Source organism: Cellulosimicrobium sp. G4 BAM 1002 (genome assembly GCF_057126935.1).
This window is the reverse complement of the sequence record NZ_CP182109.1, coordinates 3,187,471-3,205,447: the sequence shown is the minus strand read 5'-3', so window position 1 is coordinate 3,205,447 and position 17,977 is coordinate 3,187,471. Positions and strand designations below refer to the sequence as shown.

Annotated in this window: 11 protein-coding genes; 8 read left to right on the top strand and 3 right to left on the bottom strand. The window is 71.9% G+C overall.

The features are described 5' to 3' along the window. Positions 1-289 precede the first annotated feature (289 nt). Positions 290-2,554: an MMPL family transporter gene (locus ACMXGY_RS14490; RefSeq protein ID WP_483773685.1), complete on the bottom strand. Its 2,265-nt coding sequence runs from the start codon at positions 2,552-2,554 to the stop codon at positions 290-292. A gap of 117 nt (positions 2,555-2,671) precedes the next feature. Here ACMXGY_RS14490 and ACMXGY_RS14485 point away from each other — a divergent pair, with 117 nt between their 5' ends. Next, complete coding sequence (locus ACMXGY_RS14485; protein ID WP_483773684.1) at positions 2,672-3,277, top strand: TetR/AcrR family transcriptional regulator; 606 nt, start codon at positions 2,672-2,674, stop codon at positions 3,275-3,277. A gap of 46 nt (positions 3,278-3,323) precedes the next feature. Here ACMXGY_RS14485 and ACMXGY_RS14480 read toward each other — a convergent pair whose 3' ends face one another. Together ACMXGY_RS14480 and ACMXGY_RS14475 are read right to left on the bottom strand one after the other, a co-directional pair. Further along, positions 3,324-3,989 (bottom strand): ThuA domain-containing protein, encoded by a 666-nt coding sequence (locus tag ACMXGY_RS14480; protein WP_483773683.1) that lies wholly within the window; start codon positions 3,987-3,989, stop codon positions 3,324-3,326. Positions 3,990-4,061: 72 nt separating this feature from the next. Beyond that, the gene (locus ACMXGY_RS14475) at positions 4,062-5,243 is read right to left on the bottom strand and encodes an ROK family protein (protein ID WP_483773682.1); all 1,182 of its coding nucleotides are present in this window, start codon (positions 5,241-5,243) and stop codon (positions 4,062-4,064) included. Positions 5,244-5,644: 401 nt separating this feature from the next. On the opposite strand from ACMXGY_RS14475, the gene ACMXGY_RS14470 reads away from it, so the two are divergent. From ACMXGY_RS14470 to ACMXGY_RS14440, 7 genes are all read left to right on the top strand, one after another. After that, positions 5,645-7,165, top strand: a complete 1,521-nt coding sequence (locus ACMXGY_RS14470; RefSeq protein WP_483773681.1) for a sugar ABC transporter ATP-binding protein — start codon at positions 5,645-5,647, stop codon at positions 7,163-7,165. Continuing rightward, complete coding sequence (locus ACMXGY_RS14465) at positions 7,162-8,202, top strand: ABC transporter permease (RefSeq protein ID WP_483773680.1); 1,041 nt, start codon at positions 7,162-7,164, stop codon at positions 8,200-8,202. Before ACMXGY_RS14470 ends, ACMXGY_RS14465 begins: the two co-directional genes overlap by 4 nt. A 96-nt stretch (positions 8,203-8,298) precedes the next feature. Beyond that, positions 8,299-9,366 (top strand): substrate-binding domain-containing protein, encoded by a 1,068-nt coding sequence (locus tag ACMXGY_RS14460; protein WP_483773679.1) that lies wholly within the window; start codon positions 8,299-8,301, stop codon positions 9,364-9,366. A gap of 117 nt (positions 9,367-9,483) precedes the next feature. After that, positions 9,484-10,656, top strand: coding sequence for a Gfo/Idh/MocA family protein (locus ACMXGY_RS14455; protein WP_483773678.1), 1,173 nt, complete (start codon positions 9,484-9,486; stop codon positions 10,654-10,656). 254 nt (positions 10,657-10,910) lie between these two features. Further along, entirely contained in the window at positions 10,911-15,890 is a 4,980-nt protein-coding gene (locus ACMXGY_RS14450; RefSeq protein ID WP_483773677.1) for a ThuA domain-containing protein, read from the top strand. Between the two features lie 283 nt (positions 15,891-16,173). After that, the gene (locus ACMXGY_RS14445) at positions 16,174-16,881 is read left to right on the top strand and encodes a hypothetical protein (protein ID WP_483773676.1); all 708 of its coding nucleotides are present in this window, start codon (positions 16,174-16,176) and stop codon (positions 16,879-16,881) included. A gap of 41 nt (positions 16,882-16,922) precedes the next feature. Beyond that, positions 16,923-17,924 carry a sugar phosphate isomerase/epimerase family protein gene (locus ACMXGY_RS14440; protein WP_483773675.1) on the top strand — a complete coding sequence of 334 codons (1,002 nt, stop codon included), beginning with the start codon at positions 16,923-16,925 and terminating at the stop codon, positions 17,922-17,924. The last annotated feature ends 53 nt before the right edge of the window (positions 17,925-17,977 follow it).

Below are 17,977 nucleotides of genomic sequence, written 5' to 3'. Positions count from 1 at the left end.
CGCGACGTCGTCCGGAGCGACGGGCAGCGAGGGGCCGCGCGGGGGAGCGGTCGACGTGCCGAGCCGGTGCGCGGCGCGCCGGACGAGGCGAGCACGACCACGCCGTCGACCCCCGCCGTCACCGCCTCGCGCACGAGGCGCGCGAGCGCGGCGAGGTGGGGACGTCGTCGGGCGTGAGGGGCGTGCTGAGGTAGGCGAGACGCCGCGGAAGGAACGCACGCGCCGAATGTGGGGACCGTCGCGGTCCGGGCGGCCACGGCGGCCTACGCGCCGCCCGAGCTCGCGTCGGTCAGGGTGTGCGGACCAGGTCTGCCGGTCGGTCCTCGGGCGCGGGGAGCGCCGTGTCGTCGGCCCCGCGGCTCTCGCCGAGCCCTCGCCGCTGGTGCCAGCGCGCGAGCGGCGCGGGCGCCCACCAGTTCGCGCTGCCGGCGAGGCGCATGAACGCGGGCACGAGGATCCCGCGCACGACCGTGGCGTCGACGAGCACGGCGAGCGCCATCCCGATCCCGAGCTGCTGGAGGAACGTCACCTCGCTCGTCGCGTACACCGCGAACGACGCGGCGAGCACGAGCGTGGCGGCGGACACCAGGGGGGCCGAGCGCGCGATGCCGCGCGGCACCGACCCGACCACGTCACCGGTGCGGTCGTAGTCCTCCTTGATGCGCGCGAGGAGGAACACCTCGTAGTCCATGGACAGCCCGTACGCGATGCAGAACATCAGCAGCGGGATGCTCGGCTCGATGGCGCCGGTGGGCTCGAAGCCCAGGAACCCGGAGAGCCTGCCCTCCTGGAAGCCCCACACCAGCACGCCGAACATCACGGACAGGCTCAGCAGGTTGAGCACGATCGCCTTGAGCGGCGCCACCACGGAGCCGGTCATGACGAGCAGGACGACGAACGTCACGACGGCGATGAGCGCCGCGACGAGCGGCAGGCGCTCGACCACGCCGTCGCGGTAGTCGGTGAGCTCGGCAGGGGAGCCGCCCACGAGGCGGTCGCCGAGGCCGTCGGGGACGCCGACGGCGCGGACGTCCGCGACGAGCCCGGTGGGGTCGGCCGCGAGCCGTTCACCTGTCGGCAGGACCGAGAGCCAGGTCCCGGTGGTCGCCCCCGGAGGAGCGAACCGGGCCGGATCCTCGGGCCCGGGTGGCGCCGAGAGGGTCCCGTCGACGAACGCTCCCGGCGCGGCGTCGACGCGCAGGACCCCGGGGAGCGCCGACAGCCGGGCGGCGTAGGCGGCGAGGTCGTCGTCGCCAGAGGTGCCCGGAGTCGCCTCGGGCAGGACGACCTGCACCGCGTCGGCCTCCTCGGTCGTGTAGTCGGCGCGTACGGTGTCGTACATCGTGCGGACCGCATGGTCGCCGGCGAGGACGCGGTCGTCGGGGGCGCCGAAGGCGATGCCGAGCGCCGGCGAGCCCAGCAGGAGGAGGACGACGACCCCGGCACCACCCACGAGGAACGGTCGTCGCATGACGGCGCCCGCCAGCCGCGCCCACCGCCGCCCTTCGCGTCGGTCGGTCGGCGCGGGCGCCTCGGACCGGCGGAGCACGCGGGTCCCGAGGAGTACCAGCAGCGCGGGGAGCACGACCACGGCGGCGACCACCGCCGCGACGACGACGGCCACGCCCGCGTAGGCGAACGACGACAGGAACGGGAACGGGAAGACGAGCAGCACCGCGAGCGACGCGGCGACCGTCACCCCGCTGAACAGCACGGTCCGCCCTGCGCCCCGGACCGTGGCGGCGGTCGCGCTGCGGACGTCGCGTCCGGCGCGGAGCTCCTCGCGCTGGCGGTAGACCATGAAGAGCCCGTAGTCGACGCCCAGGCCGATGCCCATGACGAGGGCGATGTTGGAGGCGAAGGTCGAGATCTCGGTGAAGGTCGTGGCGACGCGCAGGAGCGCGAGCGCTCCCACGACGGCGAGGACCCCCGTCGCGAGGGTCGCGAGCGCCGGAGCGACCCGGCGGTAGACCGCCCACAGGAGCAGCCCGACGAGGGGCAGGACGATCAGCTCCGCGCGCAGGAAGTCCGTACGAGCCTGCTCGGCGACGACGCGGAACACCTCGTCCCCGCCGCCGAGCGTCACGGCGACGGTCCCGGGGGCCTGGACGGGGTCGACGACCTCGCTCTGGATCGTGGGCAGCACGGTCCCGCGGACGTGGTCCGCATCGCCGGGGACCCACGCGAGCACGAGGCCGGACGTGCGGTCCTCGCTCGCGAGCGTGGACGGGGAGCCAGGGCTCCACGCGGACCGGACGTCGCCGACTCCCGGCAGCGCGGCAAGGTCGCGGGCGAGCGCGGTCGCAGCCCGTGCGACCACGGGGTCGTCGATCGTCCTGCCCGGCGCCTCGACGAGGAGCGCGACGTTCGGGGTGCCGGTCCCGAGGTGGGCGAGGGCGGACCGCGCGGCGACCGACTCGGAGCCGGGCGCCTCGTACCGGTTGAGGGAGAGCGCGTCGAGGGTCCCGGCCGCGACGGCACCGAGGGCGACGAGGAGGAGTGCGGCGAGCGTGACGACGAGCCGAGGGCTACGGGTGACGACGCGGGCGATCACGGGGCCTCCAGGGGCGTGCGTGGTAGCGTCAACGCGAGCAATCGCTCGCGTTCTGTGCGAGCGAGAATACGAGCGAACGCTCGTGTTTGTCGAGAGGTGGGCCGAGGAGGGCACGGGATGGCGCAGGCGGTGCGACGTCAGGCACGGGGCGAGCGGCGGATCGAGCAGATCCTCGCCGCGGCCGCGAGGGTGCTCGCCCGGGACGGCTACGAGGGCACGACGACGAACGCGATCGCGCGCGAGGCCGAGATCTCGCCCGGCTCGCTGTACCAGTTCTTCCGCAGCAAGGACGAGGTCGTGGCGGCTCTCACCGCGCACTACACGGGCGCGCTGCGTGACGTCCAGGGGGAGGCGTTCGAGGGGGTCGACCTCGTCGCGGTGCCGCTCGACGTCCTCGTCGAACGCGTCCTCGCACCCCTCGTCGCGTTCAACGCCCAGCACCACGGTTTCAAGGCGCTGTTCGCGCGCACCGACATGCCGCCCGCGCTGCGCGAGGCGACCGCGCCCCTGCACGCCGCGACCGAGGGCCGGGTGACGGCGCTCCTCACGCTGCGCTCGCCCGGGGTCGACCCCGAGACGATCCGACGGGTCGCCGTCGTCACGATCCAGGTCGTGAGGGGCATGATGCCGCTGGTCGCGGACGCGCCCGACGACGAGCGCGGCGCGTTCGAGGAGGAGCTGCGCCGCGCCGTCGTCTCCTACCTCGCGGCGGCCCTGCCCTGACGGATGCGGCGGCGAGGCCGGGAGACGGCGGCGAGCTCAGGGACGGTCAGCGGCTCGCCCAGAGGATGCCGCGCTCGACGATGGTCCGGACGGGCGGGTTCTCGAGGTCGGCGAGCTGGTGCCCCGCCGCGCACACGAAGATCCGACCCGCACCCCACTGCCGGGTCCACACGGCGGGGGAGATGACGGGCTTCTGCCACGGGTCACCGTCGCGCGGCATGATCGTCGTCGTCGCGAGGACCTCGTTGTAGGAGTCCGCGAGGACCCAGTACTGCTCGGAGTGCAGGGTGATGGAGTCGATCCCGGCGACGATCGGGTGATCGGCGTTCTCGGGCACGATGTCGATGGTGTGGTCGAGCAGGTCGTGCGCGTGGGCGGCGAACTGCCCGCCGACCATCTGCAGGTAGTCGGTCGCGAGGCGGAACGAGTCGACGATGCCGCCGTGCCAGCCCGCGAAGCCGGTGCCGTTCGCGACGGCGGTCCGCAGCCCGCGCATCTCGTCGGGGAGGATCTCGCCCATCGTCCAGCACTGCACGACGAGGTCGATCCCTGCCATGAACTTCTCGTCGGCGTACGCCTCGAGCGACCCCTCGAGGGTCACGTCGTAGCCGGACGCCTCGAGGAACGGGACGAACAGCTCGGCGGCCTCCTCGGGGGCGTGCCCGGGCCAGCCTCCGCGGACCACGAGCGCTCGACGGTCCCGCTCGGTCATGAAGTCCTCCTCCGTGCTTCGTCACACTGGTGCGGGGGTCCAGGATCGCGCCCGGACAGTGCTGCGGCGTCCTCAGGCGATGAGGGCGTCGATCGCTGCGGGCGAGAGTACGTGATCCACGGCCATGGCGCTCGCACCGAGCACGCCGGCCTGGCCGCGCGCCTGTGACGTGACGATCCGCAGGTGCTGCGTCGCCAGGGGCAGCGAGCGCTGGTAGACGATCTCGCGGATGCCGGCGATGAGGTGCTCGCCGGCCTCGGCGACGATGCCGCCGATGACGATGAGCGACGGGTTGAGCAGGCTCACGCAGGCGGCGAGCACGGACCCGATGTCCCGGCCCGCCTGCCGCACGGCCTGGCTCGCGGCGAGGTCCCCGGCGCGGACGAGCGCGACGACGTCGGCGCTCGTGGCCGCTCCGAGCCCGGCCGCGGACAGCGCGGCGGCGACCGCCTGCCCGCTCGCGACGGCCTCGAGGCACCCGACGTTCCCGCAGCGGCACGGCACGTGCTCCGCGCTCGGGACCGCGACGTGCCCGATGTCCCCAGCGGCTCCCTGCGCGCCGCGGCGCAGCTCGCCGTCGGCGATGATCCCCGAGCCGATACCCGTGGCGACCTTGACGAAGAGCATGTCGGTGACGTCGGGCCAGGCGGTGCGGTGCTCGCCGAGCGCCATGATGTTGACGTCGTTGTCGACGAGGACGGCGGCGTGGAAGTGCTTCGCGAGGATGCCCGGCACGTCGACGTCGTCCCACGCGGGCATGATCGGCGGGTTGATGGGGCGCCCCGTCGAGTGCTCGACGGGCCCGGGCAGGCCGACCCCGACGCTCACGAGGTCGTCGATCGTGCGACCAGTGGTCGCGATGAGCTTCTCGCCGGTCTCGACGACCCAGGACAGGACGACGTCCGGGCCGTCCGCGATGGCCAGCGCCGCGTCGGTCTCGGCGAGGACGTTCGACGCGAGGTCGGTGACGGCGAGCCGGGCGTGGGTCGCGCCCAGGTCGACGGCGAGCACCACGCGCGCCTCAGGGCTGAACGCGAACGTCACGGGGGGGCGTCCGCCGGTCGAGCTGGCCTCGCCCGCGGGCGCGATGAGACCGGCGGCCATGAGGAGGTCGATGCGGGCGGCGATGGTCGACCGGGCCTGGCCCGTAATCGATGCGAGGTCGGCGCGCGTGCGCGGCTGACCGTCCCGGAGCAGCTGGAACATGTCGCCGGCGCCCGTCGGTCGCGGCGCGAACTTCAGCAGTTCCTCCATGGGCACAGTGAATCACGGAGCCTCTCATCGGTCGTCCGTCGGAGCGGACGAGTCACCCGGCTTTTGCTTGACGATCGCCAAAAGGTACCCTATCGTCCCCTCTCAAGGCGACATGGACGTCGTCGTAAGTGCGGAGACCGACGAAGGCCTCCCGTCCGGGCGTTCCCGCCCGTCGCGCAGGGTGTGTTCACCGCCCTAGCGCTCTCGACGAGACATCCCCCAGCGAAACGGCCGCCTCCCATCCCGGGTCTGCGACGGGCTTCACAGCGCCACACCGGCTGGAAGCGCTCCCCCGGCTGCTGACCGCGCTGTCACTTTTGCCGGTCACAAGGCGGTAACAAGAGCAAAAGGGGCGGGGCTTATGATTGACGCTCGGCAAAAGGTCCGCTAGGTTCACCGACATGGTCACTGCAGACCCTCCCCAGCCGCTCCTGCAGATGCAGGGCATCGTCAAAGTCTTCCCCGGAGCCCGTGCGCTCGACGGGGTGGACCTCGAGATCCTCCCCGGCGAGGTCCACTGCCTCCTCGGGCAGAACGGCGCCGGAAAGTCGACGCTCATCAAGGTCCTCGCCGGCGCCCACCAGCCCACCGAGGGCCAGATCCTCCTCGACGGCGAGCCCATCAGCATCTCCGACCCCGTCGCCGCGCTGCGGCACGGCGTCGCGACGATGTACCAGGAGCTCGACGTCGTGGACGGGCTGACCGTCGCGGAGAACGTCTACCTGGGCCACGAGCTCGCGACCGCGGGATTCTCCCAGCGGCGCGAGGCCGTGCGCCGTACGCGGGCGATCCTCAAGCGCCTCGGGCACTCCGAGGTGTCGCCCAACCAGGAGGTCGGCAACCTCTCGGCGGCCGGCAAGCAGATCGTCTCCATGGCGCGGGCCCTGTCCCACGACGCGCGCGTCATCATCATGGACGAGCCGTCCGCGGTGCTCGACTCCGAGGAGGTGGGCAACCTCTTCCGCGTGGTCAAGGACCTGACGAAGGCCGGGGTCGCCGTCGTCTACATCTCGCACCGGCTCGAGGAGATCCGCGAGATCGGCGACCGCATCACCGTCCTCAAGGACGGCCGGACCGTCGCGCAGAACCTCCCGGTCTCCGAGACCCCGACGCAGAAGCTCATCACGCTCATGACGGGGCGCTCCGTCGAGTACGTCTTCCCCGACGCGTCCGAGCTCCCCGACGAGGCGCCCGTCGTCCTCGACGTCTCGGGGCTGAGCCTGCGCGGCACGTTCCAGGACGTGTCGCTCCAGGTGCGCGCGGGGGAGATCGTCGGCCTCGCCGGTCTCGTGGGGGCCGGCCGCTCAGAGATCATCGAGACGATCTACGGAGCGCGCCGCGCGACGGCGGGCACCGTCACCGTCGACTCCAAGAAGCTGCGCGCCGGGTCCGTGGCCTCGGCCGTGGACGCCGGGATCGGGCTCGCGCCCGAGGAGCGCAAGAGCCAGGGCCTGCTCCTCGACGAGCCCGTCTACCGCAACGTCACCCTCTCGACGTTCTCGCGCTTCGCCCGCTTCGGCCTCCTCGACGAGGGCGCCGAGCGCAAGGCGGCCAAGGAGCAGGCCGACTCGCTCGAGCTGCGTCCGGCCGGCGTCGACCGAGCCATCCGCACCCTGTCCGGCGGTAACCAGCAGAAGGCGATGCTCGCCCGCTGGCTGGTCCACGGCTGCCGCGTGCTGCTCCTCGACGAGCCCACGCGCGGCGTCGACGTCGGCGCGCGCGCCGAGATCTACGCCCTCATCCGCAGGCTCGCCGACGAGGGTGCCGCCGTCGTCGTCGTGTCCAGCGAGATCCCCGAAGTCCTCGGCCTCGCCGACCGCGTCCTCGTCGTCTCCGAGGGTCGCGTCGTGCACGAGGGGCCCTCGAGCTCCATCGACGAGCACCAGGTGCTCGACATGGTCATGGAAGGAAGTGTCGCGTGAGCGAGCAGCACGTGTCGGCATCGGTGCCGACGGACAAGCCGGACGCCGACGAGTCGGCCCGGGTCGAGAGGGCCGCGAGCGAGCGCCGCAAGGGCGGGTTCATGTCCGGGGCGGCGGGTCGGAACATCGGCCTCGTCGTCGCGCTGCTGCTCCTGTGCGTCGTGGGCTTCGCGACGGGCGGCGAGCGGTTCCTGAGCGTCAGCAACCTCATGACCATCCTCAGCCTCGGGTCGGTCACGGGCGTCGTGGCCATCGGGATGACCTTCGTCATCACGACCGGCGGCATCGACCTGTCGGTCGGCTCCGTGCTCGGTCTCGCCTCCGTCTGGGCGACCACGCTCGCGACCCAGTCGTACGGCTGGGTCGTCATGGTCATCTGCGCGCTCGCGGTCGGCATCGGCGCCGGGCTCCTCAACGGGCTGATCATCGCCTACGGGAGGGTCGTGGCGTTCATCGCGACGCTCGCGATGCTCGTCGCGGCACGTGGACTCGCCGAGCTCATCGCGCAGAAGCGCACGCAGATCGTCGAGGTCGACGCGTTCAACGACATCTTCAAGGGCAACCTCATCGGCATCCCGAAGATCGTGTGGATCTTCGCGATCGTCGCCGTGCTCGGCTGGTTCCTGTTCAACCGCACGACGTTCGGCCGCCGGACGGTCGCCGTCGGCGGCAACGCCGAGGCCGCTCGCCTGGCCGGCATCAAGGTCAAGCGACACCTCGTGTACGTCTACGCGCTCTCGGGGCTCACCGCGGGGATCGCCGGCGTCATGATCCTCGCCCGCACGAGCGCAGGCTCCTCGACGAACGGCCTGCTACTCGAGCTCGACACGATCGCCGCGGTGGTCGTCGGCGGCACGCTCCTCGCAGGCGGCCGCGGCACGATCGTCGGGACGGTCCTGGGCGTCCTCATCTTCACGACGCTCACCAACGTCTTCATCATCAACAACATCGACAGCTCGGTCCAGCAGATCGCCAAGGGCGCGATCATCGTGGGCGCGGTGCTGCTCCAGCAGCGCCTCTCCCGGCGGACCACCTAGCCCCGCACCATGCGCTCTCGCAGCGCCTCTCGTCACCGACACCACCCCCGCAGTTCCGCACAGTTCCTCCAGCAGGACAGCATCGAAGGAGATCCCATGTCCGCACGCACCACCCTCCGCCGCCGCATCACGCTCGCGACGGTCTCCGCCGCGTCGATCGCCCTGATCGCCACGGCGTGCACCTCCAACACCCCCACGACCGAGGACACCGCCGAGGGTGACGGGGGCGGGAGCGCGAACGAGGCCGTCTCCGACAACGACGCCGCCGGCGACGAGATCGTCATCGGCTTCTCGGCCCCCGCCGCCGACCACGGCTGGATGGGCGCCATCACGACCGCCGCGGAGGCCGAGGCCGCCGAGTACGAGGACGTCGAGCTCCGTGTCGCCGACGGCACGAACGACGTCAACGTCCAGATCAGCCAGATCGAGGGCTTCATCAACGACGGCGTCGACGCGATCGTGCTCCTGCCGTTCGACGGCGCGGCGCTCACCGACGTCGCGACCAAGGCGATGGAGGCCGGGATCCCCGTCATCAACGTCGACCGCGAGTTCTCCAGCCCGTTCGCGGCCCGCGCCACGGTGCTCGGCGACAACTACGGCATGGGCGTGAGCGCCGGCCAGTACATCTGCGAGCAGCTCGGCGACAACCCCGACGCCGTCGTGGCGGAGATCGCCGGCATCGACTCGCTGCCGCTCACCCAGGACCGCAGCCAGGGCTTCGAGGACGCGCTGGCCGACTGCGGACTCGACGTCGACAACCGCGTCGCCGCCGACTTCACCGTCCAGGGTGGCGAGGCCGCGACGGCCAACCTGCTCCAGGCCGCGCCGCAGATCGACGCCATCTGGAACCACGACGACGACCAGGGCGTCGGCGTGCTCTCCGCGATCGAGAACGCGGGCCGCGACGAGTTCTTCATGGTCGGCGGCGCCGGCTCGAAGCAGGTCATGGAGCACATCCAGGCCGGCGACTCGGTCCTGCAGGCCACGGTCGTCTACCCGTCGACCCAGGCCGCTGACGGCATCAAGCTCGCCCGCCTCGTCGCGCACGAGAAGAGCATGAGCGACCTCGCCTCGTCGGGCGTGCCCCGCACGGTCCAGCTCTTCGCGCCGGTCGTGACCGAGGAGAACGTCGAGCAGTACCTGCCGACCGCGTTCGACTCCTGAGTCCCGAGCCAGACCAGCAGCACGCGGATCGCGCCCACGGTCCGCCCGGGGTGACCACCCGGCCGGACCGTGGGCGCGCGTACGTCACGCGCACCCGGTGCGCACGGAAGGAACGTCATGGCAGGAAGCAACGCCGCGCAGCTCGGCGTCGGCATGGTCGGGTACTCGTTCATGGGGGCAGCGCACTCGCAGGCCTGGCGGACGGCCCCCCGGTTCTTCGACCTCCCTCTCGAGCCGCGCATGCGGGTCCTGGGCGGCCGCAACCCGGAGGCGCTCGCCGCGGCGGCGCAGCGCCTCGGCTGGGAGTCCACGGAGACCAGCTGGCAGGCGCTCGTCGCGCGGGACGACGTCGACCTGGTCGACGTGTGCACGCCCGGTGACACGCACGCCGAGATCGCGATCGCCGCGCTCGAGGCCGGAAAGCACGTGCTGTGCGAGAAGCCGCTCGCGAACACCGTGGCCGAGGCCGAGAAGATGGTCGCGGTCGCCGAGGCGGCCGCCGCGCGCGGCCAGGTGGCGATGGTCGGATTCACGTACCGCCGCGTGCCCGCGATCCAGCTCGCGCGCCAGCTCGTCGCGGACGGGCAGATCGGGACGATCCGGCACGTCCGCGCGCAGTACCTCCAGGACTGGATCGCCGACGAGGACGCGCCCCTGTCGTGGCGGCTCGACAAGGCCAAGGCCGGCAGCGGCGCGCTCGGCGACATCGGGGCGCACGTCATCGACCTCGCGCAGTTCATCACGGGGGAGCGGATCACGAGCGTCTCCGGTCTGTTGGAGACCTTCGTGACCGAGCGTCCCGTCGCGACCGACTTCGCGGGGCTGTCCGGCCAGGGCGGCACCGAGCGCGGGCCCGTCACCGTGGACGACGCGGCGATCTTCCTCGCGCGCCTGTCCGGCGGCGGCATCGGGACCTTCGAGGCCACCCGGTTCGCCTACGGGCGCAAGAACGCGATCCGCCTCGAGGTCAACGGGTCGAAGGGTTCGTTCGCGTTCGACTTCGAGGACATGAACGTCCTGCACTTCTTCGACGCCGCGGACGACCCGGCGATCGCCGGGTTCCGGCGCATCGTCGTCACGGAGCCGCAGCACGCGTACGTCGGGCACTGGTGGCCGGCCGGCCACGGGCTCGGGTACGAGCACGCGTTCACCCACCAGGTCGTCGACCTGGTCGAGGGGATCGCGGCAGGGACGCAGCCCGCGCCGACGTTCGCCGACGGGCTCGTGGTCCAGCGGGTGCTCGACGCGGTCGAGCGCAGCGCGGCGTCGGGCGGCTGGGTAGAGCCCTAGCCGTCGCCAGGGCACGGTCCGGTCGCCGGCGCGCACAGGTGCGCGTCCGGCGGCCGGACCGGCGAGTGGACCGGTGAGAGGAGGTAGGACCGCGCGGCGTGCGCGGCGCAGGAGGTGCCCGGCGGAGCACGTGATATCCGCCGACGAGCCCGGGACGGACGGCAGGCCGATGGCGCCGACCCGGCGGAGCGCAGCACAGTTCCCCATCTCGACGAGGAGACCTTGTGAGAAACGTGCTAGGAGGATCGCTCGCCATGAGGCGCACGGTCGCGGCTCTCGCCGCGGCAGCGGTCGCTCTACCCCTGACCATGGCGGCGGCGACGTCGGCGACTGCCGCACCGGCGCCCTCGGGCGTCGCAGCGGCACCTGTCGCCGCGGCCGCCGACACCGTCCCGTTCGACGTGCTCGTGTTCAGCAAGACCGCCGGCTTCCGGCACGGCTCGATCCCCGCGGGGATCGCGGCGATCCAGCAGCTCGGTGCCGATAACGGTTTCGGAGTCACCGCGACGGAGGACGCGGGGGCGTTCACCGACGACAACCTCGCGCAGTACGACGCCGTCGTGTGGCTGTCCACGACCGGTGACGTCCTCAACGACGACCAGCAGGCCGCGTTCGAGCGCTACATCCAGAACGGCGGCGGGTACGCGGGCATCCACGCGGCGTCCGACACCGAGTACGACTGGCCCTGGTACGGGGAGCTGGTCGGCGCGTACTTCAACAGCCACCCGCAGAACCAGGACGCGACCGTCAAGGTCGAGGACCACGCGCACGAGTCGACGGCGCACCTCCCGGCGCGCTGGGACCGCTTCGACGAGTGGTACAACTACCGGACGAACCCGCGCGACACGGTGCACGTGCTCGCGAGCCTCGACGAGACGTCGTACTCCGCCGGCTCGGGCGCCATGGGTGCCGACCACCCGATCGCCTGGTGCCAGGTCTACGACGGCGGTCGTTCGTGGTACTCCGGCGGCGGTCACACCGACCAGTCGTACGCGGAGCCGGAGTTCCTCCAGCACCTGCTCGGCGGCATCCAGACCGCGGCGGGCGTCGTCCCCTCGGACTGCAACGCGACGCAGAGCGACAGCTTCGAGATGGTGCCGCTCGACGAGAACACCGCGAACCCGATGATGCTCGACGTCGCCCCGGACGGGACGGTCTTCTACGTCGAGCGGGACGGACGCGTGCGCGTCATCGACCCGGCGACGAACCAGACCACGACGGCGGCGACCCTCCCGGTCACGCAGGCGAACGAGGACGGCCTGACGGGCGTCGTGCTCGACCCCGACTTCGCGACCAACGGCTGGGTGTACCTCTTCTGGTCGCCCCAGGACGTCGGCGCGGACGGCCCGCACAACCGGGTCTCGCGCTTCGACTACGACGCGACGTCCAAGTCGGTCGACGTCGCGTCCGAGAAGGCCGTGCTCAAGGTCCCGACGCAGCGCGAGACGTGCTGCCACGCGGGCGGCGACATGGTCTTCGACGCCGAGGGCAACCTCGTCGTCGTCACCGGAGACAACTCCAACCCGTTCGAGTCGGGCGGCTACGCGCCGATCGACGAGCGCGCGGGTCGGGCGAACTACGACGCGCAGCGCACGTCGGCCAACACGAACGACCTGCGCGGCAAGGTCCTGCGGATCCACCCGGAGGACGACGGCACGTACACGATCCCCGAGGGGAACATGTTCGCGCCGGGCACGGCGCAGACGAAGCCCGAGATCTTCGCGATGGGCTTCCGCAACCCGTTCCGCATCGGTGTCGATCCCTCGACGGGCAACGTGCTCGTCGGGGACTACGGCCCCGACGCCGGCAGCGCCAGCGCGACGCGCGGCCCGGCCGGCACGGTCGAGTGGAACGTCGTGAGCGACCCGGGCTTCTACGGCTGGCCGTACTGCACGGGCGCGAACAACAGCTACGTCGACTACGACTTCGCCACGGGCCAGTCGGGCGCGGCGTTCGACTGCGCCGCCGGCGTGATCAACAACTCGCCCAACAACACGGGCCTGCAGCAGCTGCCCGGAGCGATCGAGGCCGAGGTCTGGTACGGCTACGGCGGCAACCCGAGCTTCCCGGAGATCGGCGGCGGTGGCGCCCCGATGGGCGGGCCGGTGTACGACTACGACCCCGAGCTCGCGTCGGACGTCAAGTGGCCGGAGTACTGGGACGGCAAGGCCCTGTTCGGTGAGTGGAACCAGGGCAAGGTCTACTCGTTCCAGCTCGACGGCGAGAAGCGAGACGACCTCGTCGACATCAACCGCGTGCTCCCGGAGATCTTCGACCCGTCGGCCGGCTTCGACCGGCCCATGGACTTCGACTTCGGCCCCGACGGCGCGCTGTACGTCATCGACTGGGGTTCCGGCTTCGGCGGGAACAACGACTCGAGCGGCGTCTACAAGGTCAACTACGTCCAGGGCGACCCCGCCCCGATCGCCCGCGCGAGCGCGGACGTGACGAGCGGTGCCGCACCGCTGACGGTGCAGTTCTCCTCGGAGGGCACACGCCACCCGGCGGGCGACCCGGTCACGCTGCAGTGGACCTTCGGCGACGGCTCCGCGCCGTCCACCGAGGCGAACCCGGTGCACACGTACACCGAGAACGGCAGCTACACCGCGCAGCTCGTCGCGACGGACGAGGCGGGCGCCGTCGGCGTCGCGAACGTCTCGATCGTCGTGGGCAACCAGGCCCCGACCGTCTCGATCACGTTCCCCGAGAACGGCGGGTTCTTCGAGTGGGGCGACCAGGTCAAGTACGAGATCGCGGTCGAGGACCCCGACGGCGTCGTGACGTGCGACGACGTGAAGCTGTTCACGTCGCTCGGCCACGACTCGCACGCTCACCCCATGGAGGAGCTCACGGGCTGCTCGGGCACGCTCCAGACGGCGCGTGACGAGGGCCACGGCATCGAGTCGAACATCTTCTGGGTGGTCGAGGCGATGTACTCCGACGACGGCGGCGAGGTCGGCGTGCCGCTGACGTCGAACGACCTGCAGGTCCTGCAGCCGAAGCTGCTCCAGTCGGAGTTCTTCACGGGCACGGGGCGTCTCGAGGGATCCACGAGCGCCGGCGACCCCGGCGTGCAGACCGAGACCACGGGTGACACCGCGGGCGGCGGCCTGAACATCGGGTTCATCGAGGTGGGCGACTGGTGGGCTCACGAGCCGGTCTCGCTCAGCGGCGTCGACTCGATCACGCTGCGTGCGGCGTCGGAGCCGGGCGGCAGCATCTCGCTGCGCTGGGACGACCCGGAGGGTCCGGAGATCGGCAGCCTCACGGTTCCCGCCGGTGCGTGGCAGACCTACTCGGACGTCACGGCCGAGCTGCACGACGTCCCGTCGGGCACCGGCACGCTGTACTTCGTCCAGACCGCCGGCCAGTCGAACGTCAACTGGATGGTCGTCAACGGGCGCGGCGTGACGGACAACGTCCGGCCGACGATCGACTCGTTCGAGGTCACGCCGACGACGGGCACCGCCCCGCTCACGGTGACGGCCACGGCGACCGCCTCCGACCCCGAGGCCGACGCGATCACGTTCGCGTGGGACGCGGGGCTGGGCGACGGCTTCGTCGACGGCACCGACTCGTTCGAGGTCACGTACGACGAGCCGGGCGAGTACCGGCTCCAGGTGCGGGCCACGGACGCGCGCGGCGCGTACTCGGTCGAGTACACGACCGTGACGGTCGAGGCCGAGCAGGTCGACCCGGGGATGTGCTTCTCGGGCCGCTCGGACGACTTCCTCGGCACGGAGCTCGACGAGGACCGCTGGACGGTGCTGAACCGTGACCAGAACCTCGCCGTGGCGGACGGTCAGCTCGTGGTGCCCACGACGGCGACCGACTTCTACGGGACCGGCAACACGACGGTGCCGAACCTGGTGCTCCAGGACCTGCCGGACGGGCCGTTCACGGCCACGGCCAAGCTCACGCTGCCGGCTCGCCAGCAGTACCAGCAGGCGGGTCTGCTCATCTGGGAGGACCAGGACAACTACGCGAAGATGGTGATCCAGGGCAGGTCGGCTGCCGCCGACCCGGCCACGCGCATCTTCCAGTTCATCCGGGAGGAGAACGCCGCCCCGAACGAGGTCGGCGAGTCCAACTCGGCCGCGCTCGGCGCCGCCTACCCCGACACGGTCTACGTGCGGTTCGTCAGCGACGGGCAGAACCTCCGGGCGGCGTACTCGGCCGACGGCGTCACCTTCACGACGATGCCGCAGACCAAGTCGATCGCCGACCTGGAGAACGCGCAGATCGGCCTCGTGTCGCTCAAGGGGAACAACACCGCGTCCCCCGTGCTCGACGCGCAGTTCGACTGGTTCCACATCACGCCCGACGACACGGCGACGGCCCCCGGGCCGGACGACGAGTTCGACGGCGACGCGCTCGACGCGTGCCGCTGGACGGTCGTGAACGAGGACCCGACGGGCTACCGCCTGGCGGACGGCTCGCTGCAGATCGACACGACCCCGACCGACATCTACGGGACCGACAACCGTCCCGTGCCGAACCTGGTGCTGCAGGACCAGCCGGGTGAGGAGTGGACGGTCGAGACCGTGGTCGACGGCTCCGCGCTGGACCGGCAGTACCAGCAGGGCGGTCTGCTCGTCTACGGCGACGACGACAACTACGTCAAGCTCGACTACGTCGTCGACAACACGGCGGGCCAGGCCAAGAACGCCCGGATCGAGCTGCGCAGCGAGGTCGGCGGCGTCGTGCAGAACCCGCAGCCCCAGACCGGGAGCCTCACGGGTGACGTGTGGCACCTGCGCCTCACGCGCTCCGGTGACACGTTCACCGGCGCGTACAGCGCGGACGGCACGACGTGGACCACGCTCGACCAGAGCGTGACCAACGCACCGGCCGCCGGCGCCCAGGTGGGTCTCTTCGCGCTCGGCGCCGCGGCCGACACCGGTGCTCCGGCGTCGTTCGGCCACTTCCGGGTGGTCGACGAAGAGCCCGAGCCGATCGCGGTGACGGTCACGGCCGAGACCCGCTGCATGGCCGGCAAGGTGTTCGTCGCGGTCCGCGCGGCGAACGGCGACGCCGTCCCGCTCGCGGTGACGCTCGAGACCCCGTTCGGGTCGAAGGAGTTCGCCGCCGTGGCGCCCGGGGCCAACGCCTACCAGTCGTTCGCCTCGCGGGCGGCGACGGTGGACGCAGGGTCAGTCACGGTGACCGCGACGGACGCCGAGGGGAGGACGTTCTCCGAGACGGTCGACTACGCCGCTCGGGCCTGCTCCTGACAGGTTCCGGCGGGCCGGTGCCCTGAGCACCGGCCCGCCGGGCACCGCGCTCGGCGCGCGGGCGCACGGCGCACGGGCGGCCCATCGGCCGGGCCGCCCGGACGCTGCCCGAACGACGAGCACGACGGGGACCTCCGGGTCTCCGGCCCCGGCGCCCGGGACGGGCGCTCCGGCCCCGGCGCCGGGGCACCCGGGGGCTTCACGGCCCCCGGACCACGACCCACCGACCGACCCACCGACCGACCGACCTCAGTACCGTCCAGCACGACGAGGGGAAGCTCCGATGTCCCGTTCCTCCCGGCCCATGCGCCGGCTCCGACCCTCCGGCGGGTCCCGCTCGCCCGTCCGCGCGCTGGGCGTCCTCCTGGCCACGATCCTCGGGGCAGTGCTCGTCGTCACGGGGCTCGCAGGTCCGGCGACGGCGCACGGCGGCGACGTCGTCATCTCGCTCGGCACCGACGGGCAGGGCGGGGTGTCGGCGAACCTCACCTGGAAGCTCGACGGGCACCCCGTCGAGGAGGCCGCCGACGTCACGGTGACCGCACAGTCCGCCGACGGCGCGACGGTCGGCCCGCTGACGCTCCTGTCCGCCTCCGAGGGCGTCGGCTGGTACAAGTCGGACCCCGGCGTCCTCGCCGAGGGCAACTGGACCCTCACGGCGACCATCACCACACCGTCCGAGACGACGGCGACCGCGCAGGTCGACGTCGTGCCCCTGCCCGAGCCGGACCAGGCCGCGGAGGGCGAGTCCGAGGAGGACGGCGCAGCCGCCGGGGACCCGGCCGCCGAGGGCGACCCGTCCGGCGACGCCGAGGCGGCCGACGGCGCGGCCGACGACGGCGCCACGAGCGCCGGCGTGTGGATCGCCGTGGCCGTGGTCGCCGCGCTCCTGCTCGCGGGCGCCGTCGTCGTCGTGCGCCGCCGCTCCGGCGGGTCCGGCCCGACGTCCGGGACCGGCTCCCGCCCCCTGACCAGCACGTCCGCCCGGTGACCCCGGGCACCTCACCGAGATCGACCGAAGGAGACACGACCATGGCACGACCGATCACCCTCTTCACCGGCCAGTGGGCCGACCTGCCGTTCGAGGAGGTGGCCCGGCTCGCGTCCGGATGGGGCTACGACGGGCTCGAGATCGCCTGCTGGGGCGACCACCTCGACCCGTGGCGGTGGGACGACGAGGAGTACGTGCAGGGCAAGCTCGACCTGCTCGCGAAGTACGACCTCAAGGTCTACGCGATCTCGAACCACCTCAAGGGCCAGGCGGTCTGCGACGACCCGATCGACCAGCGCCACCGCGACATCCTGCCCGACGTGGTGTGGGGCGACGGCGACCCCGAAGGTGTGCGCCAGCGCGCCGCGGAGGAGATGAAGAACACGGCCCGCCTCGCGGCGAAGCTGGGCGTGAAGACGGTCGTCGGGTTCACCGGCTCGTCGATCTGGAAGTACGTCGCGATGTTCCCGCCCGTCTCGCAGGAGGCGATCGACGCCGGCTACCAGGACTTCGCCGACCGCTGGAACCCGATCCTCGACGTGTTCGACGAGGTGGGCGTGCGGTTCGCGCACGAGGTGCACCCGAGCGAGATCGCGTACGACTACTGGACGACGGTCCGCACGCTCGAGGCAATCGGGCACCGCGAGGCGTTCGGCCTCAACTGGGACCCGAGCCACATGGTCTGGCAGGACATCGACTCGGTGAGCTTCCTGTGGGACTTCAAGGACCGCATCTACCACGTGGACTGCAAGGACACGAAGAAGCGCATGGGCAACGGCCGCAACGGCCGCATGGGCTCGCACCTCGCGTGGGCCGACCCGCGCCGCGGCTGGGACTTCATCTCCACCGGCCACGGGGACGTGCCGTGGGAGGACGCGTTCCGGATGCTCAACACCATCGGCTACGACGGCCCGATCTCGGTCGAGTGGGAGGACGCCGGCATGGACCGCCTCGTCGGCGCCCCCGAGGCGCTCGAGTTCGTCAAGAAGTACGCGTTCGACGCCCCGGAGGCGGCGTTCGACGCCGCGTTCTCGACCAAGTAGTGCGGCGCCGCGCGAGCGCGGCGCGACAGCTCTCCCGTCCGGGCGGCGACATC

Coding starts and splice junctions, on each gene's coding strand:
- ACMXGY_RS14485 (WP_483773684.1), top strand. CDS start 2,672: ATGGCGCAGGCGGTGCGACGTCAGGCACGGGGCGAGCGGCGGATCGAG.
- ACMXGY_RS14480 (WP_483773683.1), bottom strand. CDS start 3,989: ATGACCGAGCGGGACCGTCGAGCGCTCGTGGTCCGCGGAGGCTGGCCC.
- ACMXGY_RS14475 (WP_483773682.1), bottom strand. CDS start 5,243: ATGGAGGAACTGCTGAAGTTCGCGCCGCGACCGACGGGCGCCGGCGAC.
- ACMXGY_RS14470 (WP_483773681.1), top strand. CDS start 5,645: ATGGTCACTGCAGACCCTCCCCAGCCGCTCCTGCAGATGCAGGGCATC.
- ACMXGY_RS14460 (WP_483773679.1), top strand. CDS start 8,299: ATGTCCGCACGCACCACCCTCCGCCGCCGCATCACGCTCGCGACGGTC.
- ACMXGY_RS14455 (WP_483773678.1), top strand. CDS start 9,484: ATGGCAGGAAGCAACGCCGCGCAGCTCGGCGTCGGCATGGTCGGGTAC.
- ACMXGY_RS14450 (WP_483773677.1), top strand. CDS start 10,911: ATGAGGCGCACGGTCGCGGCTCTCGCCGCGGCAGCGGTCGCTCTACCC.
- ACMXGY_RS14445 (WP_483773676.1), top strand. CDS start 16,174: ATGTCCCGTTCCTCCCGGCCCATGCGCCGGCTCCGACCCTCCGGCGGG.
- ACMXGY_RS14440 (WP_483773675.1), top strand. CDS start 16,923: ATGGCACGACCGATCACCCTCTTCACCGGCCAGTGGGCCGACCTGCCG.